Below are 17,550 nucleotides of genomic sequence, written 5' to 3' on the forward strand. Positions count from 1 at the left end.
GCAAGCTCTTATTCCGTCAACGAAGCATGTGTTCATTTGCTAGACCTAAATTGCATATGAATAGAGCGTTGGCACAGCGTCACCCAACCGTAAGCAGACACATGAGGGTCATCCAATGAGCAATGCCGCACTCGCTGTTCAACCCGTCGCCCTGGCGCTGGATATCCACCCGGTCGCCGGGCGTATCGGCGCCGAGATCCGGGGCATCAAACTGTCCGGCGACCTCGACGCCGCCACCGTCGACGCCATCCAGCAAGCGCTGGTGCAGTACAAGGTGATCTTCTTTCGGCAGCAGACTCACCTCGATGACCAGAGCCAGGAAGCGTTTGCCCACTTGCTCGGCGAGCCGATTGCCCACCCCACGGTGCCGGTGCGCGATGGCACGCGGTTTTTGCTGGAACTTGATGGCGCCCGTGGTCATCGTGCCAACTCCTGGCACACCGATGTGACCTTCGTCGATGCGTACCCCAAGGCCTCGATCCTGCGTTCGGTGCTGGCGCCGCCATCGGGTGGCGACACGGTCTGGGCCAACACTTCCAGCGCCTACAACGACTTGACGCCCGAAGTGCGCGCGCTGGCCGACACCCTGTGGGCGGTACACAGCAACGAATACGACTACGCCGCGCGCAAGCCGGATGTGGCGCCTGAAAAGCTCGAGGAATACCGCAAGATTTTCACCTCGACGGTGTACGAGACCGAGCACCCGGTGGTGCGCGTACACCCGGTCAGCGGCGAGAAGACCTTGCTGCTGGGGCATTTCGTCAAGCGCCTGAAGGGCTACTCGCAGGCCGATTCCGCGCACTTGTTCAACTTGCTGCAAAGCCACGTCACCCGCCTGGAAAACACCGTGCGCTGGCGCTGGAACACCGGCGACGTAGCGATCTGGGACAACCGCGCCACCCAGCATTACGCAGTGGATGACTACGGCACCCAGGAACGCATCGTGCGCCGCGTGACCCTCAAGGGTGATGTGCCGGTGAGCGTGCAGGGGCAGCGGAGTGTGACGACCAAAGGCGCGTAACCCACCGCAGATCAAATGTGGGAGCGGGCTTGCTCGCGAAAGCGGCGGATCAGCCAACACAGTTGTTAACTGACATACCGCTTTCGCGAGCAAGCCCGCTCCCACACTAGCCCGCGTCCCACAGGGGATTTTGGGGGTTACCAAACCCCAATCTGCACCACCTTTTCCGCTTCCGGCTCCCCATAACGAAACCGCTGGCCCCGCAGGTCAATCTCCGCGTGGCTGATGGTGGTGCGCCGCTTCAAACCCCGCAGCCATTCGAACAGATAGCCCTGATGCTCTTCGCGCACCGGGGCATACGCCGGGTCAGCGCCCAAATCGTGCAGTTCCTGGGGATCGTTTTCGAGGTCGAACAGCTGCGCGCGAAAGCCGTCATAGGCCAGGTATTTCCAGCGTTCGCTGCGCACCATGGTCATGCGGCAACGGTCGATCGGCTGCGCCAGGCGTTCGCGGGCCGGGGCCTGGAAGGCGTAGTCGTACTCGGCAATGGCGTAGCGGCGCCAGTCGGTTTCCAGGCCATGCAGCAGCGCGATCAACGAGCGGCCTTCCAGGCGATGCTCGGCGTTGGGCAGGCCCAGGGCCTCAAGGAACGTGGGCAGGGCATCGATGGTTTCCACCAGGCGCGCGTCCACCGTACCTCGACTGATATCGGCAGCGGCACGCGGGTCGCGGACAATCAGCGGAACCCCCACCGCCGGCTCCAGCAAAAACTCTTTTTCGCCCAGGTGGTGGTCGCCGAGGAAGTCGCCATGGTCGCTGGTGAACACAATCAGCGTGTCATCCCAGCGGCCAGTGCTGTGCAGCACATCGAACAGTCGGCCGAGCTGGTCATCCACCTGCTTGATCAGGCCCATGTAGGTGGGAATCACCCGTAGCCGTACCTCGTCGCGGGAAAAATTCAGGCTCTCCTGGTGTTGGCGGAAGGCCTGGTACACCGGGTGATCGCTGGCCTGCCCGGGCTCGGCGCGGATGGGCGCCTGCACCTGATCGACGCCATACGACGCGTGATACGGCGCAGGCGCGATATAGGGCCAGTGCGGCTTGATGTACGACAGGTGCAGGCACCAGGGCTGCTCGCCTTGTTCGTGGATAAAGTCGATGGCGCGGTCGGTGGTGTAGACCGTCTCCGAATGCGCCTCGTCCACCCGCGCCGGCAAGTGGGCGTTGCGCATGTGCCAGCCACTCAGCACTTCCCCGCCTTCGCCGGCGGCGGCGTTGGCCCATTCATGCCAGGGATTGGCGCCGGCATAACCCTGTTCGCGCAGGTAGTGGGTGTAGGGCGCTGACTCGCGCTTGCTTTCGAACAGCGGGCTGTCGGGGAAGATCCCGTCATGGCGAAAGTACGCCTCGAATCCGACCTCGTTGAGTGGCTGCGCTTGCGCGCTGTCGGGGTCGATCTCCAGGCGTTGCAAGGCGTCGAGATTGGGCGTGGCGTGGGTCTTGCCCACCAGCGCGGTGCGGATGCCGTGGGGGCGCAGGTAGTCGCCGATGGTCAGCTCTTCCAGGGGCAGCGGCACGGCGTTCCATGCCACTTGATGGCTGCTGACGTAGCGCCCGGTATAGGCCGACATGCGCGACGGCCCGCAGATCGTGCCCTGGGTGTAGGCACGACTGAAACGCACGCCGGCGGCGGCCAGGCGATCGATATTGGGCGTGTGCAGGTGGGCGTGGCCGTAGCAGGAAAGGTAATCGCGACGCAGTTGGTCGCACATGATGTAGAGCACGTTGCGCACAGGGGACATGAGGGTTTACCGAACGGGGAACAGGCGGTGTTTTTCGCCGGTGAAGCGGGGGTGAGGCAAGTGCATTTGGGGAATGGGTTTTATGCAGTGGGTGCATGGTCAGCCCACATTGGAGTGCGATCAACCTGTGGGAGCGGGCTTGCCCGCGATAGCGGTCGTTCAGACCGCAAGATTCTCCATCTCACACACCTGCTCATCCTGCTCATCCACCTCCTTGATCTGCTCGATCATCGCCTCCGCCAGCGGTGACAACCGATACCCCGCCCGGCTGACGATGCCATAGCGGGTGTAACGCTCCTCCAGGTCCTCGGCCAGGCCGTCGATCTTCAAGCACACCAAGTCGCCCCGGGCCATGTGCAGCACGTCGCTGTTGGCGCTGACGATACCGATGGCGTCGGAACGCAGCACCACCCCCAGCAGGCTGTAGCCGTTCTCGCATTCGACATTGGGCGTGTAGTCCGGCCGGCCGCTGAGGTCGACGATGACCTTGCGCAGGTTCGGCGGGCGGATGGTCACGGCCAGGGGATAACTCATCAGCTCGGCGGCGCTGACACTTTCGCGCTGGGCCAACGGGTGCCCGCTGCGGCAGCAAAAGTGCCATTTGCGCGGGCGCAGGCGGTGGGTCTGGTAGTCGGGGTTGGCTTCGAAGTGGCGGGTGTCGGCGACGAAGAATTCGAACTCTTCGCTGAGCAGGCGCTTGCCCAGGCTTTGCCAGTCATCCACCTGGAACTGCACGCGAGCCTTGGGGTAGCGCCCGATAAAGCTGCCGATCGCGCGCGGGATCAACCCGGCCGCCGGGGCCGGGCCGCAGCCAAAGCGCAGCTCGCCGGCTTCCAGGCCGTTGAACTGGCTGATCTCGTTGGCCAACTGCTGCGCGCCGCTGACCAGGCGCCGTGCATGTTCCAGCAGCACCTGGCCTTGCTTGGTCGGGGCCAGGTCCTTGCGCCCGCGATCCACCAGTTGGCAGCCGGCACTGTGTTCCAGGGCCTGGATGCTACGGCTGAAGGCCGATTGCGACAGGTTCACGGTGGTCGCGGCCGCGACAAAGCTGCGCTGTTCGGCGAGGGCGATGAAGTGACGGAGCTGGCGCAAGTCGATATGCATTTTTCACATTAAAAATATCGGGGAAATGCATTGGCTATGCATTAGGTCGACTCCTTATAAAGGCTATCTCTTATGCAGTAAATGTTTGTAAAAACATAAATAAATAACTTTATAGAATATGTAACTGTGCATATTCCGCGATTCCGGAGCCGCTTATGAGTGTGTCGAAGCCCGCTGTACCGTCTTCCCCCTGGCGGCTCAAGCGCCTGCCCCTGGCGCTGTTGCTGGCGGGCAGTGCCAGCTGGTTGCCGAGCCAGGCCGCCGAAACACCCGCCCCCGCGCGCAAGGGCGAGAGCGCCAGCGGGCAACTGGAAACGGTCACCGTGACGGCCCGCCGCCGCACCGAAAGCGCCCAGGACGTGCCCACGCCCATGAGTGTGATCGGTGGCCAGGCGCTGGAAAGCCAGCGGGTCTACCGGATCCAGGATTTGCAGCAACTGGTGCCCAGCGTCAACGTCGCCTACATGCATGCGCGCCAGTCCAGCGTGTCGATTCGCGGCCTGGGCAACAACCCGGCCAGCGATGGCCTGGAAGGCAGTGTCGGGCTGTATATCGATAACGTGTACCTCGGGCGCCCGGGCATGGCGGTATTCGACCTGATGGACATCGAGCAGCTTGAGGTCTTGCGCGGCCCGCAAGGCACGCTGTTTGGCAAGAACACCACGGCCGGGGTGATCAATATCAGCACCCGCGCGCCGAGCTTCACCCCGGAGCGCAGCATCGAGACCTCGGTGGGCGAAGACGGTTATTTCCAGACCAAGGGCACGATTTCCGGGCCCCTCAACGATGAGCTGGCTGGGCGCTTTTCGGCCTATCGCACCCGCAGCGACGGCGATATCCAGAACCAATACAACGGCCACGACCTCAACGGCGGTTCACGCCAGGGCTTTCGCGGGCAACTGCTGTACAAACCCAGCGAGGCGTTCAACCTGCGCTGGATCGGCGACTACAACGAAGAGGACTCCAGCGCCGGCACCCGCGTGCTGTACAGCACCGGCCCGACCATCAACGGCACCAACCTCTACCAATCGCGGGCCGATGCGGCCGGGGCGACCCTGGTCAACGGCTCCCACCGCAAGGTCAACCTGGACAACGACCAGCGCGTCACGGTGTTCCAGGGTGGCACGTCCCTTGAGGCCAACTGGACCCTGCCCAGCGACTTCACCCTGACCTCGGTCAGCGCCTACCGCTGGTGGAATTTCACCCCGCGCAACGACGACGGCCTTAACGTGCCGGCCTCGTATAACGCTGGCGTATCGGTGGAAGATAAACAGTGGTCCCAGGAGTTTCGCCTGGCCTCGCCTACCGGTGGGTTCTTCGATTACGTGGTGGGCGCTTACTACTTTGGCTCCGACCTGGACAACAAATCCTTCGCTTACTACGGGCCCCAGGCCGATATCTGGAACGGCACGCCAGCAGGGGCCTTGAGCAATGTCAGCAGCGTCGGCAACGGGCATATCCGCACCGACAGTTTTGCCCTGTTCGCCCAGGGCACCTGGCACCTTACCGAACGCCTGGATTTCACTGCCGGCCTGCGCGGCACCTATGAAGAAAAAAGCGCCTCGGTCAGCCGCAACGCGCCGCAAGGTGGCGCAACCGTGGCGGGCGCGGCAGCCACCGCACGCCGTGGCCGTGCCGGTGCCTACGATTCCGGCGATCTCAACCAGTACAGCACCAGCCCTTCTGGCCTGCTCAACCTCAGCTACCGTTTCAGCGATGACTTGCTCGGCTATGCGACCTTGTCCCACGGTGAGAAATCCGGCGGGGTCAACCTGGCAGTGGGCTCTGCCCCGACCGCTGGTGCAGACTCGCTGTTGATCGGCACCGAGCGCGCCAACAACGCCGAGTTGGGCTTTAAGAGCACGCTGTGGGACCGTCGCCTGCAACTCAACGCCAACCTGTTCTGGACCCAGGTCAACGGCTACCAGACCAACGCCTACGACTATGGCAACCGCGTGCAGTACCTGACCAACGCCGGCTCCGTGCGCTCGCGTGGGGTGGAGCTGGAAAGCACCCTGGTGCCGATCCGTGGCCTGACGCTGAACATCAATGGCTCGTTCAACGATGTGCGCTACCTGTCGTACAAAGATGCGCCATGCCCACCGGAAGTCAGCCTGCGCCCGGGTGCACCGGCCTCGTGCGATCTCAGCGGGCACCCGGTGGTGGGCGCCTCGAAGTGGATTGCCAACGCCAACGGCGAATACAAGTGGAACCTGGATAACGGTTTGGAGCCCTACGTCACCGCAAGCTATGCCTACCGCTCCAAGGCGGTGGGTACGGTGGAGGATTCGGATTACGGGCAGATCCCGGGTTATGCGGTGGTCAACCTGTCCACCGGCCTGCGCGGCGATTTCCAGCAGGGTCAGTGGGACGTGTCGCTATGGCTGAAAAACGCCTTCGACAAGACCTACTACACCACCCTGTGGACAGGCGGCAACGGTGGCTATGAAGGGCTGCTGGGCACCCCGCGCACGCTGGGGGTGACCGGGCGCTACGACTTCTAGCCCCCCATCTGTAGGAGCCGGCTTGCCGGCGATAGCGGTCTATCGGTCACCGGATCGATATCTGACCCACCGCCATCGCCGGCAAGCCGGCTCCTACAGCAGGGCGGCTTCGCGCGCAGGCTCTGTGCGGTAGGTGGCCGGGCTGAAGACCCGGGTCACCACCAGCATCGCGATCACCGTCACGGTCAGCACTATCCAGGCGCTGACAAAACTGCCGGTGAGTTCGCGCAGCCAGCCGGTCATCCACGGCGACACGGCATTGATCAGAAAACCCACGCCCTGCACGAATGCCGCCAGTTGCCCGGCTTCCCGTGGGTCGCGGCGATGGTCCAGGGTCAACAGCAGGCTCAGGGCAAAACATGCCCCCAGGCCGAAGCCGATCAGCGCCACCCACAGGTGCGGGTATTGCAGCGGCGCCAGCAGCAGGCCGAGGTAGCCCACGGTCTGGGCCAGCAGGCTGATGGTCAGCAAGGGCCGGCGGTCGATACCGCGTTGCGCCAGCGCCGGCATCAACAGCGCGGCAATCACCTGGAAAATCGTCATGAACGCCAGCAGCGAGCCACTGGGCAGCACGCCCCAACCCAGTTGCTGGTAGTACGCCGGCAGCCACGCCACCATGCTCATGTACCCGCAGTTCACCAGGCCGAAATACAGCGCCAGTAACCAGGCGCGACGATTGCGCAGGCCCTGGAGCGGCGCGCTCACCTGCAGGTTCTTCGCCGCGCCCAACGGCAGCCACGCCCACAGCAGCAACGCGCCGAGCGCCGGCAGCAGCCAGATGCCAAGGCCGGCCTGCCAGTGCTGGAAATGGCTGGCCACCAGCGGGCTGAGCAGTGCCGCCAAGCCACCGCCACCCATCAACGAGGCTGAGTACACCCCCATCGCCAGTGGCACCCGGTGGTGGAACTGGCGCTTGATCATCGCCGGCACCAGCGCCTGGATCAGCGCTACCCCGGCGCCGCCCAGCAACGCCGTGGCCAGCAGTGCCGGTGCCTGGCCCAGCAGCCAGCGCGCCAGGCACGCCAGCAGGATCATCATCAAGCCCAGGGCAATCCCGCGTCGTTCCCCCAGCTGCGCCTCGACACGGATGCCCACTAGCGCCACCAGACCCATGCACACCACCGGCAGGCTGGTGAGCAAGGCACTGCTCTGGAAACTCAGGCCGGTGGCCAGGCGGATTTCCCCGAGCAACGGGCTGATAGAGCTGAGGATCGGCCGCAGGTTGAGGCCCAGCACGACCAGCAGGCCCCAGCCGGCGAGGGATTTATTCAGGGTCATGCAGGGTTTTCCATTGACGGTAAAGGGCTTGCATGGCCGGCACAGGCAAGTGCTCGACGGGCAAGGGCTGTGCGCTCAGTGCCAGGCCCATCTGCTGGTAAATCGCTGCGGTCGACAGGCCAAAAGGCGCGGCCATTTCATTGCTCGCGGCAAACACCACGCGGGATACGCCGCACATATACATCGCGCCCAGGCACATCGGGCACGGCTGGCCGCTGGCGTAGATCACACAGCCTTCAAGGCGTGGGCCCAGTTGCTCGCTGGCGCGGCGAATGGCGAGCATCTCGGCGTGGGCAGTGGGGTCCTGGTCGAGGTGGATCTGGTTGACCGCTTCCACCAACACCTCGCCGTGCTTGACCAGGACGGCGCCAAACGGCCGTCCGCCACAGGCCACGTTGTCCTGCGCCAGGGCAACGGCGCGTTGCAGATGACGCTGATCGTCAGTCATGGAAAATCTCCCCTCTCGGTGAACGCGAAGTATGGCCACCGCCTGGGGTATTCTGAAATTAAATATAACCATGCCAACCAGTGGCAAACCCGATGGTGGTGTTCATGTTCGATCCCGTGCTGTTGCGCAGTTTTGTCGCCGTTGTCGATTGTGCGAATTTCACCCGCGCCGCCGAACGCCTGCACCTCACCCAATCCACGGTCAGCCAGCAATTGCGCCGCCTGGAAGACAGTGTCGGCTGCCGCTTGCTCGACCGTGATCAGCGCCGGGTGGTGGCAACGGTCGAGGGTGAACGCCTGCTGGCCTATGCGCGGCGCATCCTGGCACTCAACGAAGAAGCCGCCGATGTGCTGATCAACCAGCAGAGCGACGGTGTGCTGCGCCTGGGCGTGCCCGAGGATTTTGCCGCCGAGCGCTTGATGCCGTTGCTGTCGGCGTTTGTCGTGGCCTACCCACGGGTGCGCCTGGAGGTCACCAGCGGCCTGGGGCCGGCGCTGTTGCGTCAGTATCGCGGCGGTGAGTTCGATGTGTTGCTGGTCAAGCAGATGGGCGACAGCGACGACTGCCTGGCCTCCTGGCCGGAGCCGTTGTGCTGGGTCGATAGCCGCCACATGCCGGCCCTGGGCCGCGACCCATTGCCCTTGGTGGCGTTCCCGGTGGGCGGCCTGTACCGCAATGAAATGCTCCAGCACCTGGAAGTCGGTGGCTGGCGCTGGCGCATTGGCTATTCCAGCGCGAGCCTGGCCAGTGTGTGTTCGGCGGTGGCGGCGGGGTTGGGCATCAGCCTGCTGCCTGAGCGGGTGGTGCAGGCCGGGCATGTGGTGCTCGGCGCCGACAGTGGTTTGCCCGCGGTGCAGGGCGTGCGGCTGGCGCTGTATGGGCGCAATGGGATGGGGGCGGCGGGGCAGAGCCTGCAGGGGCAATTGTGGGATTTATGCGAGGCCAGCCCGCGCTGAGCCATGCCTTTGAGGAATATTTTGCATGCCCGCAAAGCATCATGATTTTGCCTCTCGCCGCCAGGCCCCGTGGGGCGTGGCTTTGGGCCAAGCGCTGATTTTTCATATTCCTGTTTGGTCTATGTATAACTTTAAAGATTACTTTAAGAGATAAGCGTCTGCCCCCGATGATTCAGCTCTCGACGGTCGCCCCGCAGGCCCGTCGGTTTTTTCGCTGAAGACAGCAGGGAGTGAATCAATGGGCAATGTCCAGACCGCCGCCAGTGCACATGAGGCGCAGTGGCGCCAGGCACCGAGTGGTGAGTTGGTCGACCTTGGCCGGCCGCATCGCGCGCCCTTGGGGCAGTTGCGTTTGCAGAAAACCCCCAAGGGGATCTTGAGCCGCCGTGAAGGCATTTTATTGGGCCTGTTGGCGCTGGCGCTGCATGGCGCGGTGATCTACTGGGTCAGCCAGAAACCGGTGCCGGTGCTGCCGATTGTGCCGCCGGAAATTCCACCGATGACCATCGAGTTTTCCCAGCCGGCGCCGCCGGTGGTGGAACCGCCGCCGCCTGTACCGCCACCGCCGCCAGTTGTAGAACCACCGCCACCGGTCGTGGATGAGTTGGCGGCCAAGCCGGCGCCACCCAAGCCGGTTCCCAAGCCCAAGCCAAAACCTGTGCCCAAGCCCGAACCCAAGCCGGTGCCCAAAGCCGTCGAACAGCCGCCTGCGCCACCCCAGCCGGCACCCCCCGCGCCCACGCCAGCTGCGCCTGCGCCGGCACCGGTGACGCCTGCTTCGGCCAACGCTGCGTACCTGAAGAACCCGGCGCCCGAGTACCCATCACTGGCCCAGCGCCGTGGCTGGGAAGGCACGGTGTTGTTGCGGGTGCATGTATTGGCCAGCGGCAAGCCCGGTGAAATCCAGGTGCAAAAGAGCAGCGGTCGCCAGCAACTCGACGACGCCGCACTCAGCGCCGTGAAGCGCTGGAGCTTCGTGCCCGCCAAGCAGGGCGACGTGGCCCAGGATGGCTGGGTCAGCGTACCTATCGATTTCAAGATTCATTGAGCCTTTGCTCGACACTCTATCGCTTACACCGAGGACCGCATCATGACGTTACTGGCATCTCCACTTGAATCCATCGAAAGCGCGGTGATCTGGCTGCTGGTGGTTTTTTCCGTCGCCACCTGGGGCCTGGCCCTGCTCAAGGGCGTGCAGTTCGGCCGCCTCAAGGCCCAGGATCGCAAGTTCCACAAACAGTTCTGGGCAGCGTCGAGTCTCGATTCGGCCGCCGAACTGAGCGAAACCCACCCCGGCGCCGCCGCCCGTGTGGCCCAGGCCGGTTATGCAGCGATCCAGGTCGGTGATGCGCCGCACGCCGCTGACTTGAGCCAGGCGATCAACCACCAGGACCGCCTCGAACGTGCCCTGCGCCAGCAGATTGTGCGTGAGCGGCGCTCCCTGGAAACCGGCCTGGCCGTGGTCGCGAGTATTGGCAGCACCTCGCCCTTTATCGGGCTGTTCGGCACCGTGTGGGGGATCATGGAAGCGTTGAAAGGGATCAGCGCCGCGGGCTCCGCCAGCCTCGAAACCGTGGCCGGGCCCATCGGTGCGGCGCTGGTCGCGACCGGCGTGGGGATCGCCGTCGCCGTACCGGCGGTACTGGTCTACAACTATTTTCTGCGTCGCCTGAAGCTGACAGCTGCCGACCTGGATGACTTCGCCCATGACTTCTACAGCCTGGCGCAGAAAAATTCGTTCCGCGTGCTGGTCCACCCGGCGCTGCACAAAAACGCCGCCCAGGGCAGCGCGCAAAAAGTGAAGGAGGCGTCCTGATATGGCCTTCTCCACCCAAGACAGCGACGAGGTACTGAGTGAGATCAACGTCACGCCCCTGGTGGACGTGATGCTGGTACTGCTGGTGGTGTTTATCGTCACCGCCCCGCTGTTGACCAATGCGATCCCGATCAACCTGCCCAAGACCGAGGCCGTGGCCCCGGTGGAGCAGAAAGACCCGTTGGTGGTGAGCATCGACGGCGCCGGCAAAGTGTTTATCAACAAGGATGAAATCCAGCCGGACCTGCTGGAATTCAACCTGCAGGCCGCCAAGGCGAAGGACCCAGAGGTGCGGGTACAACTGCAGGCTGACGATGGTGTGAACTATGGCGAAGTGGCTCGGGCCATGGCGTCGATTGAGCGAGCGGGAATTACCAAGCTGTCGGTGATTACTGCGCGTTAGTGTCAACAGCCTCGACAATTTTTTGGCCGTCTCCTTGGCAGGGTGCGGCCTTTTTTTTGCCTGTGATTTAAGCCGTCTGCCCAACCCCTGTAGGAGCTGGCTTGCCAGCGATAGCGGTGAGTCAGTCGATGAATGTTTCGGCGGACACGGCGCAATCGCCGGCAAGCCAGCGCCTACATTTTGAGCGAAATGGTTTTGTGTTTTTGGTTATTAATAAATAGCTTCTTATTCCTTAACGAATATATGCCCCGTCCCTATACTGGTCAGCAACGTTAAACGCTGCAGGAGGGCACACCCATGCACAGCGAGTTGATCCGTTACCTGATCGTGCCGGGCTGGCAAGGATCGCCAGAAGATCATTGGCAAACCCATTGGCAGAACAGCCTGCCCAACAGCGCCCGCGTGGAGCAGGCCGACTGGTTGACCCCGCGCCGCGAAGACTGGGTGGCGGCCCTGGCTGAAGCCATTGCGGCCGACAGCACTCCGGTGATTCTCATTGCCCACAGCCTGGGTTGCATCACCGTGGCGCACTGGGCGGCCAGCGCGCCATTGCAGTTCCTGCGCCAGGTGCGCGGGGCCTTGCTGGTGGCCCCGGCGGATGTCGAGCGCCCCGCGTGTGCGCCGGCGTTGCGCAACTTTGCACCGATTCCGCGCGACCTGTTGCCGTTTCCCAGCCAGGTCGTCAGCTCCGACAACGACAGTGCGGTCAGCGCCCCTCGGGCCCTGGAGCTGGCGCGGAACTGGGGGGCTGAAGCCGGAATTCTCGCAGGCGCCGGGCATATCAACGTGAAGTCCGGCCACCAGCGCTGGGAGCAGGGTTTCGCCTACCTCTATCGCCTGCAAAACCGTCTGGAGCATCACTCCCGGCGCCGCGCCTAATACTTTTCAACGCCCCGTCCCTTAAGTGGAATTGGGGCGGGAGCCTGCCATGAGCCTGCATGAAACCTTTGGCCAGCCACTGCTGACCTTCCCCGATGCCGAAAAAAGCCCCTTGAGCATCCGCGCCAAGGCGCTGGTGTTTGTCGACCCCCGTTCCCGGCAACTGCGCGAAGACCTCCAAAGCCTGGCCCCGCGTGCCTTGCCCGTACTGATTCGCGGCGAAACCGGCAGCGGCAAAGAGCTGCTGGCGCGCCATATCCATCGTGGCAGTGACCGCAGCGGCCTGTTTGTGTCGGTCAACTGCGGTGCGATCAGCCCCACTTACGCCGATGCCGAACTGTTCGGCTATGCCGCCGGCAGCCACAGCGGCGCGGCCAGCAGCCGGGCCGGTTGGTTCGGCTCGGCCAACGGCGGCACCTTGTACCTCGATGAGATCGGTGACTTGCCGCTGCCGATCCAGATCAAGCTGCTCGCCGCCCTGGAAAACCACGAAGTCACTCGCGTCGGCGCCCATCAGCCGAGCCCGGTGGACGTGCGCCTGGTCGCTGCCACCAGCATCGACCTGGCCCAGGCGGTGGCCGTGGGTAAATTCCATGAGCGCCTGTTCCATTACCTCAGCGAAGGCCAGTTGGAACTGCCGGCGCTGCGCGAGCGCGTAGGCGACATCCTGTCCCTGGCCGAGTACTTCCTGGGGATCTACAGCCAGCGCCTGGACCTGCCGGTGCCGTTGATCAGCGAGGACGCGCAGCGGGTGCTGGAGCAGCACAGTTGGCCGGGCAATACGCGGGAGCTGGAGAACGTGATCCACTTTGCGCTGCTGGTCAGCAGCGGCGATGAGATCTTGCCGGAGCATCTGAACCTGCCGGTGGCGTCGGTGGCGCAGATTGAGCATCAGGTGCGACAGATCCTGAGCAGCGGCAGCGAAGTCGAGCGCGCAGCGTTGACGCGTCTGTTTCAGGGCTTGGGCTCTGTATGAGCAAAATGGAATATCAAAGTGAATAAAAGGTATTGTTCGGGAATAAAAAATATCGGTATTGTCCATTCCACGCCGCGATAGCACATCGCTGGCACCCCCATAAGAAGCGGCCGTCACCGACGTCCCGGATTTTCGATTAAGGACACTGCATGAAAAAGGTTCTGTTGTTCACCGCCCTGGCGGCGGCCCTGACTGCCGGTATCGCTCAAGCCAACGAAAAACTGGTGGTCGCGGCCACGCCGGTGCCGCACGCCGAGATCCTTGAGCTGATCAAGCCGACCCTGGCCAAAGAAGGCGTGGACCTGGAAATCAAGGTCTTCACCGACTACGTGCAACCGAACGTGCAAGTGGCCGAGAAGCGCCTGGATGCCAACTACTTCCAGACCCTGCCGTACCTGGAAAACTTCAACAAGGGTAAAGGCACCAACCTGGTCACCGTGATTGGCGTGCACGTTGAACCGTTTGGCGGCTACTCGAAGAAAGTCACCAAGCTTGAAGACCTGAAAGACGGCGCCACCGTGGCTATTCCCAACGAAGGCTCCAACAGTGGTCGCGCCCTGTTGCTGCTGCAGAAGGCCGGCCTGATTACCCTCAAGGACCCGAAAAACGCCCTGTCCACGCCAAAGGACATCGCCAGCAACCCGAAGAACCTGAAGTTCAAGGAACTGGAATCGGCCCTGCTGCCGCGCGTCCTGGACCAGGTTGACCTGGACATGATCAACACCAACTACGCCCTGGAAGCCGGCCTGAACCCGGCCAAGGATGCGTTGATCATTGAAGGCGCCGACTCGCCGTACGTGAACTATCTGGTAGCCCGCCCAGACAACAAGGACAGCGCCGCCATCCAGAAACTCTCCAAGGCCCTGACCAGCCCTGAAGTCAAAGCCTTCATCGAGAAGAAATACAGCGGCGCGGTGTTGCCGGCGTTCTGATTTGCCAAACCCCCTTCAAGAAATGTGGGAGCTGAGCTTGTGTAGGAGCTGGCTTGCCTGCGATAGCATCACCTCGGTAATACTGATAAACCGAGGTGTCTGCATCGCAGGCAAGCCCGCCCCTACACAAGCCCGCTCCCACACTGCGCTACAAATCCCGGCGGTTGATCGCCCGCCGCAGCGCCACCAGCCATTTCACCAAGTCCTGCGGGTCAATCGGTTTTGTCTCGCTCATCTGGCATTCCCTCGCTGTTAAATGGCCCTCAGTCTGGGCACGCGCTGTCCTTCCCTGTGGTTCAGCGCTGAAAAAAAGACCCTTCCTACACACCCCAGAACAATAGCTGTCACCCGGCAACCCGGCGAATCCGCCGGTTAGCTTTTTGGGTGATATCAATATGCTATTTCGGTATTTAAATTTTGGTTTTTATACCTTTAAAGTCAGCGCTTCCCGGCGTTACCCACGCTGGACCGGACTGCGTTTACGCCGCATTACCCCTGCGGCGCCCAGGACTTGAAATGACCTTCGACTACGCGTTTATCCTCAGCACCCTGCCGGCGTTTCTCAAGGCCGTGGGGGTGACCCTGCAAGTAGGCTTGATCGCCATCGGCACCTCGCTGCTGGTGGCGCTGATCAACTCGGCCCTGCTGGTGTTCCGCACGCCCTACCTGTCGCGCCTGGTAGCGCTGTATGTGGAGCTGGCGCGCAACACGCCGCTGCTGATCCAGCTGTTCTTCGTGTACTTCGCCTTGCCGGCCCTGGGCTTGAATATCTCCGGGTTCTGGGCGGCGATCATCACCATGACCTTTTTGGGCGGCGCCTACCTCACCGAAGTGCTGCGCGCCGGTGTGGAAGCGGTGCCGCTGGCGCAGATCGAGTCGGGCAAGTCCATCGGCCTGTCCGACTGGCAGTTGCTGCGCCATGTGATCCTGCCCCAGGCCGGGATCCTCAGCCTGCCGGCGCTGTTCGCCAATTTCATTTTCCTGCTCAAGGAAACCACCGTGGTGTCGGCGGTGGCGGTGCCAGAGATTCTCTACACCACCAAAAGCTATATCGCCCTCTACTACAAGACTTACGAGATGCTCGCCGTGCTCACGCTGATTTGCGTGCTGTTGTTCTTGCCGCTGTCGCTGCTGCTCAGCCGCCTGGAAAGGAGGCTCCAGCATGGCCAGTTCGGGTCTTGAATTGTTGTGGGTGTCGTTGCCGCAACTGGGCAAGGGCGCTGCACAAACCCTGTCGATTTCGTTTTTGAGCATCGCCTTCAGCACCATTGGCGGGGTGGTGTATGGGGTGCTGCGCACTTTGAATGTGCGGGCGATCAACCTGCTGCTGCGCATTTACCTGGAATTGTTCCGCGCGATTCCGGTGCTGGTGTGGCTGTATCTGCTGTTTTTTGGCCTGCCGATTTTCACCGGCCTGAGCATCCCCAGTTTCTGGTGCGCGGTGCTGGTGCTGTCGCTGTGGGGCGCCAGTGAAGTGGGCGAAGTGGTGCGCGGGGCCTTGCATTCGCTGCCGCGCGGGCAGCGGGAGGCGGGGCTGTCGATTGGCTTGTCGGCGCCGCAGCTCTACGGCTACGTGCTGTTGCCCCAGGCGCTCAAGCGCATGACGCCGCCGACCATCAACGTCTACACGCGGATCATCAAGACCAGCTCCCTGGCGGTGCTGATCGGCGTGGTGGACGTGATCAAGGTCGGCCAGCAAATCATCGAGCGCACTTACGAGTCGGTATTGATCTACGGCGCGCTGTTCCTGTTTTTCTTCTTTATCTGCTACCCGTTGTCGGCCGCCTCCAAGGTGCTGGAACGGCGCTGGGCCCAAGCATGAGCGCACTGATCGAGTTCCAGGGTTTCAATAAATTCTTCGGCGAACAGCAGGTGCTCAATGGCATCGACCTGAGGGTGCAAAGCGGCGAAGTGGTGGTGATCCTCGGCCCCAGCGGCTGCGGTAAAAGCACCTTGCTGCGCTGCCTCAATGGCCTGGAAGTGGCCCACAGCGGCAGCCTGCGGCTGGCCGGCAAAGAGCTGCTGGATAAACACACCGACTGGCGCCAGGTGCGCCAGGACGTAGGCATGGTGTTCCAGAGTTACCACCTGTTCCCCCATATGAGCGTGCTCGACAACATCCTGCTGGGCCCACTCAAAGTGCAAAAGCGCGAGCCTCGCGAAGCCCGTGAACAGGCGCAAAAACTGCTGGAGCGGGTAGGGCTCGCCGACAAGCGCGATGCGTTCCCGCGCCAGCTCTCGGGCGGCCAGCAGCAACGTATCGCCATCGTCCGTTCGCTGTGCATGAACCCCCAGGTCATGCTGTTTGACGAAGTCACCGCCGCCCTCGACCCGGAAATGGTCAAGGAGGTGCTGGAAGTGATCCAGGACCTGGCCCGCGATGGCATGACCCTGCTGATCGTCACCCACGAAATGGCCTTTGCCCGCGCCGTCGCCGACCGCGTGGTGTTTATGGAGGCTGGCCGCATCCTCGAACACAACACCCCCGAGGCCTTCTTTACGAACCCGCAGACCGCACGCGCGCAGCAGTTCCTCGAGAAATTCTCGTTTGTTTCAACACTGCCCAAGAAAATCAAGGAACTGGAGCTGTCATGAAAACTGCCAAGTTGTTACTGCCGCTGCTCGGCCTCGCCTTACTGGCCGGCTGCAACAAAACTGAAGAACCGGCCAAACCCGCCGCTGCCGCGCCGGCGGCGGTGAGTTACATCGACAAGATCAAGGCCCGCGACAAGCTGATCGTCGGCGTGTTTACCGACAAGCCGCCGTTTGGCTTTGTCGATGAAGCCGGGCGCTACGTCGGCTTTGATACCGACATCGGCCGCCGTTTTGCCAAGGACCTGCTGGGTGACGAGAACAAGGTCGAGTTCGTGGCCGTGGAGCCGGCCAGCCGCATCCCGTTTTTGCAGAGCGACAAGGTCGACCTGATCCTCGCCAACATGACCGTGACCCCGGAGCGCAAGGAAGCGGTGGAGTTCACCAACCCCAACCTGAAAGTCGCGGTCCAGGCCCTGGTGCCTAACGACAGCGTGGTCAAAAGCCTCGACGACCTGGCGACCCGCACCACCATCGTCACCACCGGCACCACGGCCGATATCTGGCTGACCAAGAACCACCCAGACTGGAAACTGCTCAAGTTCGAGAAAAACTCCGAGTCGCTACAAGCCCTCTCGGCTGGGCGTGGTGATGCCTATGCCCAGGACAACCTGGTGCTGTTCAGCTGGGCCAAACAGAACCCGGGCTATCGCGTGCTGGAAGAGAAACTGGGTGACGAAGCGCCGATTGCACCGGCGGTGAAGAAGGGCAATATCGAACTGCGCGACTGGGTGAATGCCGAGTTGGCCAAGTTGGGTGAAGAGAAGTTCTTGCTCAAGCTGTATGACCAGTACGTGCGTAAAGAACTGAGCGACGACACCAAGCCTGAGAGTGTGATTGTTGAAGGGGGTAAGTGGCAGGGTTGATATCGGTATAGGGCCTCGGGAGAGGCCCGCTTG

At 62.6% G+C, this 17,550-nt stretch carries 17 protein-coding genes; 13 read left to right on the forward strand and 4 right to left on the reverse strand.

Annotated features, from left to right (window positions below):
* Positions 1-115 precede the first annotated feature (115 nt).
* A complete protein-coding gene (locus ACO77H_RS00950) occupies positions 116-1,021 on the forward strand; it encodes a TauD/TfdA dioxygenase family protein (RefSeq protein ID WP_170042315.1) in 906 nt (301 codons plus the stop codon).
* Positions 1,022-1,158: 137 nt separating this feature from the next.
* On the opposite strand, the gene ACO77H_RS00955 is transcribed toward ACO77H_RS00950, so the two are convergent.
* A complete protein-coding gene (locus ACO77H_RS00955; protein ID WP_432754865.1) occupies positions 1,159-2,763 on the reverse strand; it encodes an alkaline phosphatase family protein in 1,605 nt (534 codons plus the stop codon).
* A gap of 159 nt (positions 2,764-2,922) precedes the next feature.
* Complete coding sequence (locus ACO77H_RS00960; RefSeq protein ID WP_432754866.1) at positions 2,923-3,867, reverse strand: LysR family transcriptional regulator; 945 nt, start codon at positions 3,865-3,867, stop codon at positions 2,923-2,925.
* A gap of 155 nt (positions 3,868-4,022) precedes the next feature.
* Here ACO77H_RS00960 and ACO77H_RS00965 point away from each other — a divergent pair, with 155 nt between their 5' ends.
* Positions 4,023-6,371 carry a TonB-dependent receptor gene (locus ACO77H_RS00965; protein WP_432754867.1) on the forward strand — a complete coding sequence of 783 codons (2,349 nt, stop codon included), beginning with the start codon at positions 4,023-4,025 and terminating at the stop codon, positions 6,369-6,371.
* Between the two features lie 93 nt (positions 6,372-6,464).
* Here the strand turns inward: ACO77H_RS00965 and ACO77H_RS00970 are convergent, their stop codons facing one another.
* A complete protein-coding gene (locus tag ACO77H_RS00970; RefSeq protein ID WP_170042318.1) occupies positions 6,465-7,649 on the reverse strand; it encodes a CynX/NimT family MFS transporter in 1,185 nt (394 codons plus the stop codon).
* Complete coding sequence (locus ACO77H_RS00975) at positions 7,636-8,097, reverse strand: nucleoside deaminase (protein ID WP_172312425.1); 462 nt, start codon at positions 8,095-8,097, stop codon at positions 7,636-7,638. The genes ACO77H_RS00970 and ACO77H_RS00975 overlap by 14 nt, the downstream gene beginning before the upstream one ends.
* 104 nt (positions 8,098-8,201) lie before the next feature.
* Here ACO77H_RS00975 and ACO77H_RS00980 point away from each other — a divergent pair, with 104 nt between their 5' ends.
* From ACO77H_RS00980 to ACO77H_RS01030, 11 genes are all read left to right on the forward strand, one after another.
* Entirely contained in the window at positions 8,202-9,053 is an 852-nt protein-coding gene (locus ACO77H_RS00980) for a LysR family transcriptional regulator (protein WP_170042320.1), read from the forward strand.
* 238 nt (positions 9,054-9,291) lie between these two features.
* Positions 9,292-10,101 (forward strand): energy transducer TonB, encoded by an 810-nt coding sequence (locus ACO77H_RS00985; protein WP_169953931.1) that lies wholly within the window; start codon positions 9,292-9,294, stop codon positions 10,099-10,101.
* A 42-nt stretch (positions 10,102-10,143) separates the two neighbouring features.
* The gene (locus ACO77H_RS00990) at positions 10,144-10,869 is read left to right on the forward strand and encodes a MotA/TolQ/ExbB proton channel family protein (RefSeq protein WP_169953930.1); all 726 of its coding nucleotides are present in this window, start codon (positions 10,144-10,146) and stop codon (positions 10,867-10,869) included.
* Between the two features lies 1 nt (position 10,870).
* Positions 10,871-11,272 (forward strand): ExbD/TolR family protein, encoded by a 402-nt coding sequence (locus ACO77H_RS00995; protein ID WP_029299521.1) that lies wholly within the window; start codon positions 10,871-10,873, stop codon positions 11,270-11,272.
* Between the two features lie 297 nt (positions 11,273-11,569).
* Positions 11,570-12,151, forward strand: coding sequence for an alpha/beta hydrolase (locus tag ACO77H_RS01000; RefSeq protein WP_032856553.1), 582 nt, complete (start codon positions 11,570-11,572; stop codon positions 12,149-12,151).
* 49 nt (positions 12,152-12,200) lie between these two features.
* Positions 12,201-13,127 carry a sigma 54-interacting transcriptional regulator gene (locus ACO77H_RS01005; protein WP_169953929.1) on the forward strand — a complete coding sequence of 309 codons (927 nt, stop codon included), beginning with the start codon at positions 12,201-12,203 and terminating at the stop codon, positions 13,125-13,127.
* 149 nt (positions 13,128-13,276) lie between these two features.
* On the forward strand, positions 13,277-14,059 hold the full coding sequence (locus ACO77H_RS01010; RefSeq protein ID WP_170058185.1) for a MetQ/NlpA family ABC transporter substrate-binding protein: 783 nt from the start codon (positions 13,277-13,279) through the stop codon (positions 14,057-14,059).
* Between the two features lie 516 nt (positions 14,060-14,575).
* Complete coding sequence (locus ACO77H_RS01015) at positions 14,576-15,241, forward strand: amino acid ABC transporter permease (protein ID WP_169953927.1); 666 nt, start codon at positions 14,576-14,578, stop codon at positions 15,239-15,241.
* Positions 15,222-15,881 (forward strand): amino acid ABC transporter permease, encoded by a 660-nt coding sequence (locus tag ACO77H_RS01020; RefSeq protein ID WP_076962043.1) that lies wholly within the window; start codon positions 15,222-15,224, stop codon positions 15,879-15,881. The genes ACO77H_RS01015 and ACO77H_RS01020 overlap by 20 nt, the downstream gene beginning before the upstream one ends.
* Positions 15,878-16,654 (forward strand): amino acid ABC transporter ATP-binding protein, encoded by a 777-nt coding sequence (locus tag ACO77H_RS01025; protein ID WP_169953926.1) that lies wholly within the window; start codon positions 15,878-15,880, stop codon positions 16,652-16,654. The genes ACO77H_RS01020 and ACO77H_RS01025 overlap by 4 nt, the downstream gene beginning before the upstream one ends.
* Positions 16,651-17,517, forward strand: a complete 867-nt coding sequence (locus tag ACO77H_RS01030; RefSeq protein ID WP_170042321.1) for a transporter substrate-binding domain-containing protein — start codon at positions 16,651-16,653, stop codon at positions 17,515-17,517. The genes ACO77H_RS01025 and ACO77H_RS01030 overlap by 4 nt, the downstream gene beginning before the upstream one ends.
* Positions 17,518-17,550 lie beyond the last annotated feature (33 nt).

Source organism: Pseudomonas sp. WMBT8 (genome assembly GCF_050916005.1).
Classification (GTDB): Bacteria; Pseudomonadota; Gammaproteobacteria; order Pseudomonadales; family Pseudomonadaceae; genus Aquipseudomonas.